Raw genomic sequence first — 14,090 nt, 5'->3', positions numbered from 1 at the left:
AGATGAACAGGTCGCGCCCCGCCGAGGTGATCGAGGCGGCGCGCGACCTGTTCATCTCGCGCGGATTTGCCGCAACCAAGCTGGAGCATGTCGCCCGCCGGGCGGGTGTCAGCGTCGGGCTGCCCTACCTCTATTTCGAGAACAAGGAAGGGCTGTTCAAAGCGGTCGTGCGGCAGTCCATCCTGCCGCAGTTCCAGATGGGCGAAGACCTGCTGGACAGCTTCACCGGCAGCAGCGAGGAATTCCTGCGCGGTCTCGCCCGCGGCTTCTGGGAAATGGAGCAGAGCCCCAACGCCGGCTTGTCCAAGCTGGTCATCGCCGAGGCGCAGAACTTTCCCGACCTCGCCCGCTTCTACATGGAGGAGGTCGTCCTGCGCGGGCGGCGCTTCTTCACGCGCATCCTGCGCCGCGGCATCGAGCGCGGGGAGTTCCGGCCCGTCGATGTCGAGCAGATGGCCCGCGTCATCGCCGCCCCGCTCAGCATGCTCTCGCTGTGGAACCACTCGCTGCGGCCCTTCGAGCCGGATCCCGCCGCGGCCTCCGCCGAATCCTACCTCGACGCCTATCTCGACCTCGTCCTCGCCGGGCTGAGGGCCGAACCCAAGGACCGCACCCCATGATCGACGCCGCCCGTTCCGATGGTCCCGCCGCCAAGCCGCGGCGCCGCCTGCTGCTGCCCCTTCTGATTGTCGGGGCCCTGGCCGCGGGCGGCGTCGCCTGGAAGGCCACGAGCAGCCACGACGCGGTGGCCCCCGCCGCCGCCGGCCTGCCCCCGGCGGAGCGGCCGGTGGAGCTGTCGCCCGTCGAGCTGACCCGCATGGCCCCGCGCCGGCTGACCGAGCTGGTGCGGCTCAGCGGCTCCGTGAAGCCGATGGAGCAGTCCATGGTCAAGTCGGAGGTCGCCGCCCGGCTCGTCGAGGTGCCGCTGCGCGAGGGGCAGGCCGTCCGGAAGGGCGAGGTGCTGGCCCGCTTCGACACGGTGGAGCTTCAGGCCAAGCTGGACGAGAAGCTGAGCAACCTGGAAGGCGCCAAGGCGCAGCTCGTCCTGGCGGACAAGACCCGCGCCAAGAATCTGGCGCTGCGCCAGAAGGACATCGTCTCGGAAACCAACATGGACCAGGCGCAGAGCACCTTCCGCTTCCAGCAAGCCACCGTCGCGGCGCTGGAGGCCCAGGTGGACCTCGCCCGCAAGGCGCTGCGCGACGCGGTGGTGGCGAGCCCGATCGACGGCACGCTGGCCGAGCGGGCGGTCAACCCCGGCGAAACGCTGGCGGTCAACGCCAAGATGTTCTCCGTCGTCGATCTCAGCCGCGTCGAGGTCGAGGCGGCGGTGCCCGCCGACGACGTCGCCCGGCTGAAGCCCGGCCAGACCGTGCGGCTGCGGGTTGAAGGCTTCGGCGAGCGCGACTTCGTCGGCCGGATCGCCCGCATCAACCCCATGGCCCGCGCCGGGACCCGCTCCATTCCCGTCTACATCGTTCTGGACAACGCCGACGGGACGCTGCGCGGCGGCATGTTCGCCGCGGGCGACGCGGTGGTCGACGAGGTGGAGGGCGCCTTCGCCCTGCCCCCGGCGGCCGTCCGCCACGACCAGGACGGCGACTTCGTGCTGGTCGTCTCCGGGGGCCGGGTGGAGCGCCGCAAGGTCGAGGTGCTGGGCGCCTGGTCGCGCGGCGATCTCGTGCAGGTGCGCGGGCTGGCCGACAGCGATCTGGCGGTGACCGCCCCCCTGCCCGGCCTGACCGCCGGGCGGGCCGTCAAGGTCATGGGGTCTTAAAGGAACGCGCCGCGCCATGCCGATCACCCGCATCAGCGTCGACAACCCCGTCTTCGCCACCATGATGATGGTGGCGTTGATGGTTCTGGGCCTGTTCTCCTACAACCGGCTGGGCGTCGACCAATTTCCCGACGTGGATTTCCCGCTGGTCGTCATCTCCACCGAATACCCCGGCGCGAGCCCGGAATCGGTCGAGACCGACGTCACCCGTCCCGTCGAGGACGCGGTCAACACCATCGCCGGCATCAAGACGCTGACTTCCCGCTCGTATGAGAGCCAGTCGGTGGTGATCGCCGAGTTCGACCTGAAGACCGCCTCGACCCAGGCGTTGCAGGACGTGCGCGAGAAGGTATCGGCCCTGCGCCCCAAGTTCCGGGACGAGGTGAAGGACCCGCAGATCACCCGCTTCAACCCGGACGACCAGCCCATCCTGTCCCTGGCGGTGAAGTCGGACATCCGGTCCTTGCGCGACCTGACCACCATGGCCGACCAGATCGTCCTGAAGCGCCTGCAGAACGTGCGCGGCGTCGGACGGGCGACCATCGCCGGCGGGGTCAAGCGGCAGGTCCAGGTGCGGCTGCGCCCCGAACGGCTGGAAGCGCTGGGCGTCGGCGTCGATCAGGTGCTCAAGGCGATCCGCGACGAGAACCAGGACATTCCCGCCGGCACCGTCTCCGGCAACGGGGCGGAGCGCGTCGTCCAGGTCGATGGCCGCGTCATCAACCCGCGGGAGCTTCTCGACATCATCGTCGCGCGCCGCGGCGGCGAGCCGGTGCGGCTGCGCCAGGTCGCCGAGGTGCTGGACGGCCAGGAGGAGCAGGACTCCGTCGCCCTGTTCAACGGGCAGCCGGCGCTGGCCGTCGACGTGGTGAAGATCCAGGGCTCCAACACGGTGGAGGTGGCGCGCGGCCTCTACATGGCGCTGGACGAGCTGCGCCGCGACGGTTCACTGCCCTCCGACGTCGCGCTGGAGGTGGTGCGCGACACCTCGCGCGGGATCACCAACTCGCTGACCAATGTGCAGCGCACGCTGGTCGAGGGCGGCGTGCTGACCATCGCCATCGTCATGGTCTTCCTGGGGTCCTGGCGCAGCACCGTGATCACGGCGCTGACCCTGCCGGTGGCGGTGATGGGCACCTTCGGCGTGCTGGCGGCCTTCGGCTTCACCCTGAACACGATGACGCTGATGGCGCTGTCGCTGGCCATCGGCATCCTGATCGACGACGCCATCGTGGTGCGCGAGAACATCATGCGCCACCTCGGCAAGGGCCAGGGGCACCGGCAGGCGGCGCTGGACGGCACCAAGGAGATCGGTCTGGCGGTCCTGGCGACCACGCTGACCATCGTGGCGGTGTTCCTGCCCGTGGCCTTCATGGGCGGCATCATCGGGCGCTTCTTCCTGCAGTTCGGCATCACCGTGTCGGCGGCGGTGCTGATCTCGCTGTTCGTGTCCTTCACCCTGGACCCGATGCTGTCCAGCCTGTGGTACGACCCGGCGGCCCACGGGCGGCACGGGCGCGGCGTCTTCGGGCGCTTCGCGGCGGGCTTCCAGGGCGCCTTCGACGCGCTGGCGCGGGTTTATGGCCGGACGCTCCGCTGGGCGCTCCGCTGGCGCTGGCTGGTCCTGCTGATGGCGCTCGGGATCTTCGTCGGCAGCTTCTTCCTGGTGCCGCGCATCGGCGTCGAGTTCGTGCCCGCCGCCGACCTCGGGGAATCCATCGTCGACGTGGAAACGCCGGTCGGCTCCTCGCTCGATTACACGGCGGCCAAGCTGCGGCAGGTGGAGGCGGCGATCCGCGAGTTTCCGGAGGTCGCCTACACCTATTCCACGGTGAACACGGGCGCGTCGGTCGGCAAGAACCGGGGCAGCGTCTATGTCCGGCTGAAGCCGATCGACCAGCGCACGCGCACGCCCAACACGCTGGCCCCGCCGCTGCGCGAACGGCTGTCGGCGATCCCCGGCGTCCAGATCGGCATCGGCATCCCCGGCGTCGGCGGCGTTCAGAAGCAGATCCAGGTGTCCGTCCAGGGCCGCGACATCGCGGAGCTGGACCGCATCGGCAAGCAGGTGACCGCCGCCATGGCCGGCATCCGCGGCTTCGTCGATGTGGACGTCAGTCTGAAGGCCGCCAAGCCGACCCTGTCGGTGCGGCTGGAGCGCGATCTGGCGAGCGACCTCGGCGTCGGCACGGCGCAGGTGGCGAACACGCTGCGGCCCCTCTTCGCCGGCGACAAGGTGTCCACCTGGAAGGCGCCGGACGGCGAGACCTACGACGTGCTGGTCCGCCTGCCGGAAAGCGACCGGGTGGGCCGCGCCGATCTCGACCGCATCTACCTGACCGGCTCCAACGATGCCGAGGGGGCGCCGCGCATGGTGCCGCTGTCGCAGGTCAGCCGGGTCGAGACGACGCTCGGCGCCTCGCAGATCAACCGCCGCGACCTGTCGCGCGAGGTGAACGTCCAGGCCAACGTCCAGGGCCGCCCGGCCGGCGACGCCGGCAAGGAGCTGCAGGCGGCCATCGCGGAGATCAAGCTGCCGCCGGGCTACCGCATCGTCTTCGGCGGCTCGACCAAGGACATCGCGGAGACGTCGGCCTACGCCACACAGGCGCTGCTGCTGGCGGTGATCCTGATCTACCTGATCCTGGCCTCGCAGTTCGGCAGCTTCCTCCAGCCCATCGCCATCATGATGTCGCTTCCGCTGTCGCTGGTCGGGGTGTTCCTGGGGCTTCTGGTTGCCGGGTCCACGCTGAACATCTTCAGCGCCATCGGCTTCATCATGCTGATGGGGCTGGTGACCAAGAACGCGATCCTGCTGGTCGACTTCGCCAACCAGGCCCGCGCCCGCGGGGTGGACCTGCGCGACGCGGTGGTGGAGGCCGGCATCATCCGCCTGCGCCCCATCGTCATGACCACCATGGCGATGATCTTCGGCATGATCCCGCTGGCGCTCGGCATCGGCGAGGGCGCGCAGCAGCGCGCACCCATGGCCCACGCGGTGATCGGCGGCCTCATCAGCTCCACCCTGCTCACCCTGCTGGTGGTTCCCGTGATCCTGACCTACCTTGACGCGCTGTCCCGGCGCTTCAAGCGCTGGTTCGCCCACAAGGACCCGGACGCGGTGGCGCACGGCACGGCCGCACAGGGCACGGCCGCACAGGGCACGGCGGCGGAGTAGGTCACCCCAGATGCTCCAGAATCAGGAACAGCCCGAGCGCCAGCAGGCCGAGGAAGAAGCAGCGCCGGAACACCTCCGCCCGCACCCGCCGGCGGAGGCTCTGGCCGAGCGCCATCCCGGCCAGGGCCGGCAGCAGCGACGCCAGTGAGCCCCAGGCCAGCGTGCCGTCGAACAGCCCGTGCTGCGCCAGCCCGGCGGCCAGCGCCAGGGTCGACACCGTGAAGGACAGGCCGAGCGCCTGGATCAGCCGGTCGCGCTCCAGATCCAGCGCCTGGAGGTAGGGCACGGCGGGGATGACGAAGACGCCGGTGGCCGCCGTCACGACACCGGTCGCCACGCCGACCAGCGGCGACAGCCAGGATTCCGCCGACGGCGGCACCCGCAGCGGCAGCTTCACCAGCCCGGCCGCCGCGTAGAGCGCCAGCGCCCCGCCCAGCGCCGCCGCGGCCTGCCCCGACGAGGCGCCGGCCAGCAGCCCCGCCGCGGCCCAGGTGCCCAGCGTGATCCCCAGCATCATCGGCCAGAATCGCTCGACGGTGGCGCCGAGGCCGGGGCCAAAGGCCAGTTGCCAGAGATTCGTCACCAGCGAAGGCACGATGAGGATCACCGCCGCCTCGGCGGGCGGCATGACGAGGCCGAGCAGACCCATGGCGACGGTCGGCAGGCCCAGGCCGATCATGCCCTTGACGAACCCGGCGAGCAGGAAGGTCAAGGCCATGGTGGCGACGATGAGGAGGGGAAGGTCGGTCATGCCCACCACTTGAAGCCCGGACACGGCTTCCGGCAATGTGGATGTCACGCAGCCAGCCTTCGTATCGAACGAAGGCTGTTGCCCTCCCGGAGACCCCGCTCATGCGCTTCGACCTGACCGACCTGCGGCTGTTCCTGAACGTGGCGGAGGCGGAGAGCATCACCCACGGGGCGGAGCGCACGCACCTCGCCCTCGCCTCGGCCAGCGCGCGCATCCGCGGGATGGAGGAGACGCTCGGCGTGCCGCTGCTGGAGCGCGGGCGGCGCGGCGTCCGCCCAACCCCGGCGGGTGAGGCGCTGGTCCATCACGCCCGCCTCCTCCTCCAGCAGGTCGAGCGCATGCGCGGCGAGCTGGGCGATTACGCCAAGGGGTTGAAAGGGCATGTCCGGCTGCTGTCCAACACCGCGGCCCTGGCCGAATTCCTGCCCGAGGCCCTGGCGCCCTTTCTCGCCGCCCACCCCAACATCGACATCGATCTGGAGGAGAGGCCCAGCCACGAGATCGTGCGGGCGGTGGCAGAGGGGCTGGCCGACGCCGGGGTGGTGTCCGATCACGCCGACCTGTCGGGGCTGGAGGTCTTTCCCTTCCGCACCGACCGCATGGTGCTGGTCACGCCGCACGGCCACCCGCTGGCCAACCGCCGCAGCGTCGCCTTATGCGAGGTTCTGGAGGAGGATTTCGTCGGGCTGGCGGCGCGCAACGCCCTTCAGCAGCACATCAACGAGCACGCCATCCGCGCCGGCCGCCCGCTGAAGCTGCGCGTACGCGTGCGCGGCTTCGACGGGATCTGCCGAATGGTCGAGCAGGGGGTGGGGCTGGGCATCGTCCCGGAAGCCTCGGCGAAGCGCTGCCGCCGCTTCACGAAGATCCGCGCGGTGCCCCTCACCGATTCCTGGGCGGTGCGCTCGCTGGTTGTCTGCGTCCGCCGGCTCGACGCCCTGCCCAGCCACAGCCGCGAACTGGTGACGCAGCTGGCTGGCGCTATTTAACCCTCTCCCCGGAGCGGAGAGGGGAATCGTTCCGAGGTGTCGGGCGGCGTTCCCTCACTCCGCGCCCGGCACCGGCTGCGGCGCCTCCGGGGCGGCGGCGTGACGGCGCTTCCACAGACGGGCGACGGCGTTTCCGGCATCCTCCATGTAGAGATACAGCACCGGCGTGATGTAGAGCGTCAGGATCTGCGACACGCACAGGCCGCCGACCACGGCGAGGCCCAGCGGCTGGCGAAGCTCCGCGGCGGCGCCATGGGCGACGGCGATGGGCAGCGTGCCCACGATCGCCGTCACCGTCGTCATCATGATCGGGCGGAAGCGCAGCAAACAGGCCTGCTCGATCGCCTCGCGCGGCGACATTCCCTGGTTGCGCTGCGCGTCGATGGCGAAGTCGATCATCATGATCGCGTTCTTCTTCACGATGCCGATCAGCATCAGGATGCCAATGATTGCGATGACGCTCAGCTCCTGCCCGAACACCATCAGCGTCGCCAACGCTCCAATGGCCGCCGACGGCAGGCCGGACAGGATGGTCAGCGGGTGGATGAAGCTCTCGTACAGCACGCCGAGGACGATGTAGATCACCAGCACCGCGGCGAGCAGCAGCAGCCCCTGGCTCTTCTGCGCGTCCTCGAAGACCTGGGCGGTGCCGGCGAATCCGGTGGTGATGCCCGGCGGCAGGGCCATCTCCACCTCCGCCTGCCGGATCATGTCCACCGCCTCGCCGAGCGAATGACCCGGCGCCACGTTGAACGACACGGTGACGGCGGGCAACTGTCCCTGATGGTTGACCGTCAGCGGTCCGGCGGTGCGCTGCACGCTGGCGAAGGCGTCCAGCGGCACCAGCTTTCCGGAACCGGAGCGCACGTAGATGCGCGACAGGGCGTTGTCGTCCTGCTGGTACTTGGGCGCCAGTTCGATCAGCACCTGATAGTCGTTGGTGGGTGTGTAGATGGTGGAGACCTGCCGCTGGCCGAAGGCGCTGTACAGCGTCGAACGCACCTGATCGACACCGATTCCCAGCGTCGCGGCCTTTTCCCGGTCCACATGGACATAGGCCTGCGGGCTGTTGAGCTGAAGGTCGCTGGTCACGTCCTGAAGAATGGAAATGTCGTTCAGGGCGCGTTCCAGCCGCCCGGACCAGACGTACAACTCCTCCGGGTTCAAGCCCTGGATGGTGTACTGGTACTGGCTCTTGGAGGACCGCCCTCCGATGCGCAGGTTCTGGACCGGCTGCATGTAGACCGCGAAGCCCGGTATGCCGGAAAGCTGGCGGCGCAACTGCTGGATCACCTCACCCGCCGGTGGCCGCTCGCCGCGGGGCTTCAACACGACGAACATGCGGCCCGTGTTGACCGAATTGCCGCCGATGGCGACCGCCGACGTCATGTCCGCCACCGCCGGGTGTGCCGCGACGATCCGCGCCGCCTCCTGCTGCCGTTCGGCCATGGCCGGGAAGGAGATGTCGGGAGCGGCCTCCGTCGAGACGGTGATCTGCCCGATGTCCTCCGTCGGGAAAAAGCCCTTGGGAATTGCCTGGAACAGCAGGACGGAACCGACCACCGTGGCGATCATGACCAGCCCCATCACCGGACGGTGCTTCAGCGCCAGCCGCAAGGTGGATGCGTAGCCGCGGTGCATGGCGCTGAACCCACCCTCCAGGATGCGCCCGAACCATCCCTCCTTGGGCTTATGCGTCTCGTGGGTCAGCAGGCGGGCGCACATCATCGGCGTCAGCGTCAGGGCCACGAAGGCCGACGCGCTGATGGACATGGTCACCACGAGCGCGAAGGAGTGGAAGACCCGCCCGACGACGCCGCCCATCAGCAGGATCGGGATGAAGACGGCCACCAGCGACACGGTGATGGAGATGATGGTGAAGCCGATCTCCCGCGAGCCTTTGATGGCGGCCTCGAAGGGGGGCATCCCTTCTTCGACGTAGCGGACGATGTTCTCCATCATCACGATGGCGTCGTCGACGACGAGGCCGACCGCCAGCGTCAGCGCCATCAGCGAGATGTTGTCGATGGAGAAGCCCATCAGATGCATTCCGCCCGCCGTCGCGATCAGCGACACCGGAACGGTCAGGGCCGGGATCATGGTGGCCGTCAGGCGGCGCAGGAACAGGAAGATGACCAGCACGACGAGCGCGATGATCAGGCCCAGTGTGAACTGCACGTCCTCCACCGCCTCGCGGATCGAGGTGGAGCGGTCGTTCACCACCTCGACCTTGGCGCTCGGCGGAAGCTGCGCGCGGAAGCTGGGCAGCAGGTTGCGCACCCGGTCCACCACATCCACCGTGTTGGCGTCGGGCTGGCGCTGCACGGCCATCACGATGGCGCGGGTGCCGTTGTGCCAGCTCGCCGTTCGGGCGTTCTCGACGCTGTCCAGAACGGTCGCCACGTCGCCCAGCCGGACCGGGGCGCCGTTGCGGTAGGCGACGATCAGGCCGCGGAAGGCCTCGGCGTCGGGAAGCTGCGGGTTGGCGGCCAACACGAGCTGCTGCTTGGCGCCGGACAGCGTGCCGACCGGCGTGTTGGCGTTGGCGGCGGCCAGCGACCGCTGAAGCTCGTCGATGCCGATGCCGCGCACGGCCAGCGCGTTGGGGTCGACCTGGACGCGCACGGCGTATTTCTGCGCGCCGTAGATCTGCACCTGGGCGACGCCCGGCAGGGTGGCGACCTTGGGCTGGACCGCCGTCTCGGCGAAATCGTTGAGCGCCGACAGCGTCAGCGTCGGCGAGGAGAGCGCCAGCATCAGCACCGGCTGGTCGGCCGGGTTCACTTTGCGGTAGCTGGGCGCGGTGGTCATCTCCGCCGGCAGGCGGCGCTGGGTGCGGGCGATGGCCGCCTGCACGTCCTGGGCGGCGGCGTCGATGTCGCGTTCCAGCACGAACTGGATGGTGATCGAGGTGTTGCCGAGGCTCGACGTCGAGGTGATCGTGTCGATGCCGGCGATGGTCGAGAACTCGCGCTCCAGCGGGCTGGCGACGGAGGCCGCCATGGTTTCCGGGCTGGCGCCGGGCAGCGTGGCGGAGACGTTGATGACCGGGAAATCGACCCGCGGCAGCGCCGCGACGGGCAGTTGCCGGTAAGCGGCAAGGCCTCCCAGAACCAGCGCCGCCGTCAGCAGGATTGTCATCACCGGACGGCGGATGCACAGCTCCGAGAGGTTCATGACGCGCCTCCGGTGAGCGGCGCCTTGCCGTTGGTGTCCTCCTTCCCGCCGTTCTTGGCGGCGGCGACCTTGGCGCCGGGATAGAGGCGGGACTGGCCGTCGACCACCACGCGCTCACCGGCCTGGAGTCCGTCGGCGATGACGGCGACGCCCTCCTGGCTGCGCGCCACGGAGACGTTGCGGATCTCCACCGTGTCGTCGGGCTTGACCACATAGACGAAGCGGCCCTGCTGGCCGGTCTGCACCGCCTCCTGCGGCAGGGTCAGGGCCTGCGGCTCAACCCGCAGTGTCAGGACCACGTCGACGAACTGGCCGGGCCACAGCCGGGTGTCGGCGTTGTCGAACTGTCCCTTCACCAGGATCGTGCCGGTCTGCTGGTCGACCTGGCTGTCCACGAAATTCAGGACGCCCTCGGCAGGCGGCACGGCGGCGCCGGGGATGCCGGCGGTGACCGCCAGTCGGCTCGTTTCCATCGCCGCGCGGATGGTCGGCAGATGGCGCTCCGGCACGTTGAAGGCGACGGTGATCGGGCGGAGCTGGGTCAGCGTCACCAGCGGCGTGGCGTCCGCCGCGCGGACCATCGTGCCCGCCTTGGCGTTCACGGCGCCGGTGCGCCCGTCCATGGGAGCGGTGATGCGGGTGAAGCTGAGCGAGACCTTGGCCGCCTCGATGGCCGCCTGCCCCGCCTTCACCGTTGCCTCCAGCGCGTCGGCGGCGGCCACCGCCGCATCGTACTGCTGGCGGGCCACCGTGTTGGAGCGGACGAGCTGCTCGTAGCGCTTCACATCGCCGCGCGCCTTGTCGAGGTTGGCGCGGTCGCGCTCCAGATTGGCCTGGGCCTGACGGAGCTGCGCCTCCAGCGCGCGGGAGTCGAGGGTGAACAGCAGGTCACCCGCCTTCACCTCCTGCCCCTCGGTGAAATGGACCGTCTCGACGACCGAATCGACGCGCGCCTTGATGGCGATGGCGGCCAGCGGCTGGACCGAGCCGATGGTGCCCAGCCGCTCGGGCACCGCGCGCTGCTCGACCGGCCGGATGACCACCGGGAGGGCGCGCGGTCCGGCCGGGGCGGCGGCCTTCGCCGTCTGCGCGTCGGCCCCGCCCGCCCGTTGGGTGTACCAGTAACCGCCGCCGATCAGCGCGGCCAGCAGGAGCGCAAACAGCGCTGTGCGTTTCGTCACATCGAACTCCCGGTGGGGCTGCCCGGTCCGGCCGGAATGCGCCATCCCGCCATAAGGCAATGCGGCCCATTATCGCAGGAGAGGCTTTGCAGGTTAATGTCCATCCTACAGCCATTTGGTAACAGACTGTAACAGCGGGTATGGGCTGCGGAGCGATTCGGCGATGCTGGACCTAAAGAACTTGGAAGCCTTCGTGTGGATCGCCCGTTTGGGCGGCTTCCGCGCCGCGGCCGGGCGGCTGAACACCACCCAGCCGGCCATCTCCGCCCGCATCGCCCAACTGGAAAAGGAACTGGGCGTCCAGCTGTTCAACCGCGGCACGCGGCGGGTGACGCTGACGCTGAAGGGCATGGAGCTGTTGGACCATGCCGAGCGGATGCTGACGCTCCAGGCCGAGCTGGTCCACGCGGTGGCCGAATCGACGACCCTGCGCGGGCTGATCCGGCTGGGGGTGGCGGAGACCATCGTCCACACCTGGTTGAGCCGCCTGATCGAGCGGCTGCACAATCGCTTCCCGCTGGTCAGCCTGGAGATCGAGGTCGACACCTCCATCCATCTGCGCAACGGGCTGCTGGCGCACGACCTCGACATCGCCTTCATGCTGGGACCGGTGGCCGAGCCGGACATGCGCAACGAGGCGTTGAGCAGCTACCCGATGGCCTGGGTGGCCAGCCCCTCGCTGGACCTGCCCGCCGGGCGGCTCGGGCTCGCCGATCTGGCGCGTTATCCCGTCATCACCTTTTCCCGACAGACCAAGCCGTCGGTGGCCATCCAGCAGATGTTCAAACGGCCCGGCCTGCCGCCGCTGCGCTTCTACGGCAACAGCTCGCTCGCCAGCATCGTGCGGATGACCCTGGACGGCATCGGCATCAGCGCCATCCCGCCCGCGGTGATCGAGCGCGAACTGGCCGAAGGCCTGCTGCGGCTGATCCCGGCGGAGGACCCGTTGCCCGACCTGGATTTCACCATCTGCCATCCGGTGGACAGCGACAACCCGCTGGTGCCCATCGTGGCGGATATGGCATTGGAGATCGTGCAGGCGCAGCGGCACGGAGCGTCCACTGATAAACGCCGTTTATCGCAAACGATCCAAAATGAAAATTTGACGGATCGGTCCGATGCGTGAACCCTTAGGACACAACAATTCGGTCACCGAGGTTTTGCCGGCCATGCAGTCCGTGACCCCAAGCACCCCGTCTCCGACCGGCGCCACGTCCGCCGCCCTGCGGGCGCGTCTGGCGATCCGCCGGGGGGAGCATCGCGGACCCACCGCCGGGCTGGCGCCGGGCCATGTGCAGGCGAACCTCGCCATCGTTCCCGCCGATGCGGCCCCCGCCTTCGAGCGGTTCTGCCGCGCCAACCCGGTGCCCTGCCCGCTGCTCGCCGTGTCGAAGCCGGGCGACCATCGCTTCACAGAGTTGGGCGCGGACCTCGACCTGCGCACCGACTTCCCGCGCTACCGCGTCTACCGCGACGGCCGGCTGGCGGAGGAGCCGGAGGACCTGCTGTCGGTCTGGCGCGACGATCTGGTCGCCTTCGCCATCGGCTGCTCCTTCTCCTTCGAGGAGGCGCTGCTCGCCGCCGGCCTGCCGGTCCGCCACATCGAGCGCGGATGCAACGTGCCGATGTACGTGACCGACCGGGACTGCGTGGCGGCCCCGCCCTTCGCCGGGCGCATGGTGGTGTCGATGCGCCCGATGACGCCGGCCCAGGCGGAACGCGCCGCCACGGTGACCGGGCGCTACGCCGCCGTGCACGGCGCGCCGGTGCACGTCGGCGACCCGGCGGCGCTCGGCATCCGCGACCTGTCGCAGCCGGAGTTCGGCGACGCCGTTCCGCTCGCCCCCGGCGAGGTCCCCGTCTTCTGGGCCTGCGGGGTCACCCCCCAGGTGGCGCTCGCCGCCGCCCGCCTGCCCTTCGCCATCGCCCACAGCCCCGGCCACATGCTGATCACCGACCGGCTGAACGCCGAGCTGGAGGGTGTGTCCCCTTCGGTCGCGCAACTTTTCAGACAAGAACAGGGAGCTTCCTAACCATGACCGCGATCACCCTGCGGACCCGCCTCGCCGCCGCCGCCTTCGGCATCGGCCTTTGCGCCACCCCGGTCGCGGCCTTCGCCGAGACCTGGGACATGCCGACCCCCTACCCCGACACGAACCTGCACACCATCACGGTGCGCCAGTTCGCCGAGGGCGTGAAGGCGGCGACCAACGGCAAGATCCAGATCACCGTCCATTCCAACGGCTCGCTGGTCAAGCATCCGGAGATCAAGCGCGCCGTCCAGTCCGGCCAGGCCCAGATCGGCGAGGTGCTCATCAGCTCCTGGGCGAACGAGGACCCGCTCTACGGCCTCGATTCCGTGCCGTTCCTGGCGACCGACTTCGCCGCGTCGAAGAAGCTCTACGAGGCCTCGAAGCCCTACCTGGAAAAGAAGCTGGAGCGTCAGCGCCTGAAGCTCCTCTACTCGATTCCTTGGCCGCCGCAGGGCCTCTACGTGAAGCAGGAGATCGCCTCCGTCGCCGACCTCAAGGGGCAGAAGTTCCGCGCCTACAACCCGGCGACCACCCGCATCGCCGAGCTGGCCGGCGCCGTGCCGACCAAGATCGAGGCCGCCGAGGTGTCGCAGGCCTTCGGCACCGGCATCGTCACCGCCATGATGACCTCCGCCGCCACCGGCGTCGACACCAAGGCGTGGGACTTCGTGAACGTCTATTACGACGTGCAGGCCTGGCTGCCACGCAACATGGTCTTCGTCAGCACCGAGGTCTGGAAGGGCCTGGACGACGCCACGAAGAAGGCCGTCGAGCAGGCCGCCGCCAAGGCCGAGGCCACCGGTTGGACCGAGTGGGAGAAGAAGACGGCGGAGCTGAACAAGACGCTGTCCGGCAACGGCATGAAGGTGCTGACCCCGACCCCGGCGATCAAGGACGGCTTCGCCGCCATCGGCAAGACCATGACCGACGAGTGGACCAAGGCCGCCGGCGCCGACGGCGAGGCGATCATTTCGGCCTTCCGGAAGTAAGCGGCGCCGTTTGCC

The 14,090-nt window shown here is 69.4% G+C and carries 10 protein-coding genes; 7 read left to right on the top strand and 3 right to left on the bottom strand.

Annotated elements, in window-relative coordinates; translation table 11 throughout:
* The 3 genes from GBZ26_RS18395 to GBZ26_RS18385 form a co-directional block, all read left to right on the top strand.
* On the top strand, positions 1-620 hold a 620-nt coding region (locus GBZ26_RS18395; protein ID WP_174440078.1), incomplete at its 5' end, for a TetR/AcrR family transcriptional regulator.
* Complete coding sequence (locus GBZ26_RS18390) at positions 617-1,777, top strand: efflux RND transporter periplasmic adaptor subunit (RefSeq protein ID WP_174440077.1); 1,161 nt, start codon at positions 617-619, stop codon at positions 1,775-1,777. The genes GBZ26_RS18395 and GBZ26_RS18390, both read left to right, overlap by 4 nt.
* A gap of 16 nt (positions 1,778-1,793) precedes the next feature.
* Positions 1,794-4,955 carry an efflux RND transporter permease subunit gene (locus tag GBZ26_RS18385; protein WP_174440076.1) on the top strand — a complete coding sequence of 1,054 codons (3,162 nt, stop codon included), beginning with the start codon at positions 1,794-1,796 and terminating at the stop codon, positions 4,953-4,955.
* A 1-nt stretch (position 4,956) separates the two neighbouring features.
* Here the strand turns inward: GBZ26_RS18385 and GBZ26_RS18380 are convergent, their stop codons facing one another.
* The gene (locus GBZ26_RS18380; RefSeq protein WP_174440075.1) at positions 4,957-5,706 is read right to left on the bottom strand and encodes a sulfite exporter TauE/SafE family protein; all 750 of its coding nucleotides are present in this window, start codon (positions 5,704-5,706) and stop codon (positions 4,957-4,959) included.
* Positions 5,707-5,807: 101 nt separating this feature from the next.
* Between GBZ26_RS18380 and GBZ26_RS18375 the strand changes: the two genes are divergently transcribed.
* Complete coding sequence (locus GBZ26_RS18375; protein WP_174440074.1) at positions 5,808-6,695, top strand: LysR family transcriptional regulator; 888 nt, start codon at positions 5,808-5,810, stop codon at positions 6,693-6,695.
* 54 nt (positions 6,696-6,749) lie between these two features.
* Here the strand turns inward: GBZ26_RS18375 and GBZ26_RS18370 are convergent, their stop codons facing one another.
* Both GBZ26_RS18370 and GBZ26_RS18365 read right to left on the bottom strand, forming a co-directional pair.
* Complete coding sequence (locus GBZ26_RS18370; protein WP_174440073.1) at positions 6,750-9,872, bottom strand: efflux RND transporter permease subunit; 3,123 nt, start codon at positions 9,870-9,872, stop codon at positions 6,750-6,752.
* Positions 9,869-11,053 (bottom strand): efflux RND transporter periplasmic adaptor subunit, encoded by a 1,185-nt coding sequence (locus tag GBZ26_RS18365; protein WP_343207271.1) that lies wholly within the window; start codon positions 11,051-11,053, stop codon positions 9,869-9,871. The genes GBZ26_RS18370 and GBZ26_RS18365 overlap by 4 nt, the downstream gene beginning before the upstream one ends.
* Before the next feature lie 163 nt (positions 11,054-11,216).
* On the opposite strand from GBZ26_RS18365, the gene GBZ26_RS18360 reads away from it, so the two are divergent.
* Genes GBZ26_RS18360 through GBZ26_RS18350 form a run of 3 tightly spaced genes read left to right on the top strand, consistent with a single transcriptional unit; the run spans position 11,217 to position 14,075 of the window.
* Positions 11,217-12,179, top strand: a complete 963-nt coding sequence (locus GBZ26_RS18360; protein WP_174440071.1) for a LysR family transcriptional regulator — start codon at positions 11,217-11,219, stop codon at positions 12,177-12,179.
* Between the two features lie 43 nt (positions 12,180-12,222).
* Positions 12,223-13,086, top strand: a complete 864-nt coding sequence (locus GBZ26_RS18355) for a putative hydro-lyase (RefSeq protein WP_174440070.1) — start codon at positions 12,223-12,225, stop codon at positions 13,084-13,086.
* A gap of 2 nt (positions 13,087-13,088) precedes the next feature.
* Positions 13,089-14,075, top strand: a complete 987-nt coding sequence (locus tag GBZ26_RS18350) for a TRAP transporter substrate-binding protein (RefSeq protein WP_174440069.1) — start codon at positions 13,089-13,091, stop codon at positions 14,073-14,075.
* Positions 14,076-14,090: the final 15 nt, after the last annotated feature.

The organism is Azospirillum formosense, from assembly GCF_013340925.1.
In the GTDB taxonomy this organism is placed as follows: Bacteria; Pseudomonadota; Alphaproteobacteria; order Azospirillales; family Azospirillaceae; genus Azospirillum; species Azospirillum formosense.
This window is presented reverse-complemented; position numbering and strand designations above follow the sequence as displayed.

Coding starts and splice junctions, on each gene's coding strand:
- GBZ26_RS18390 (WP_174440077.1), top strand. CDS start 617: ATGATCGACGCCGCCCGTTCCGATGGTCCCGCCGCCAAGCCGCGGCGC.
- GBZ26_RS18385 (WP_174440076.1), top strand. CDS start 1,794: ATGCCGATCACCCGCATCAGCGTCGACAACCCCGTCTTCGCCACCATG.
- GBZ26_RS18380 (WP_174440075.1), bottom strand. CDS start 5,706: ATGACCGACCTTCCCCTCCTCATCGTCGCCACCATGGCCTTGACCTTC.
- GBZ26_RS18375 (WP_174440074.1), top strand. CDS start 5,808: ATGCGCTTCGACCTGACCGACCTGCGGCTGTTCCTGAACGTGGCGGAG.
- GBZ26_RS18370 (WP_174440073.1), bottom strand. CDS start 9,872: ATGAACCTCTCGGAGCTGTGCATCCGCCGTCCGGTGATGACAATCCTG.
- GBZ26_RS18360 (WP_174440071.1), top strand. CDS start 11,217: ATGCTGGACCTAAAGAACTTGGAAGCCTTCGTGTGGATCGCCCGTTTG.
- GBZ26_RS18355 (WP_174440070.1), top strand. CDS start 12,223: ATGCAGTCCGTGACCCCAAGCACCCCGTCTCCGACCGGCGCCACGTCC.
- GBZ26_RS18350 (WP_174440069.1), top strand. CDS start 13,089: ATGACCGCGATCACCCTGCGGACCCGCCTCGCCGCCGCCGCCTTCGGC.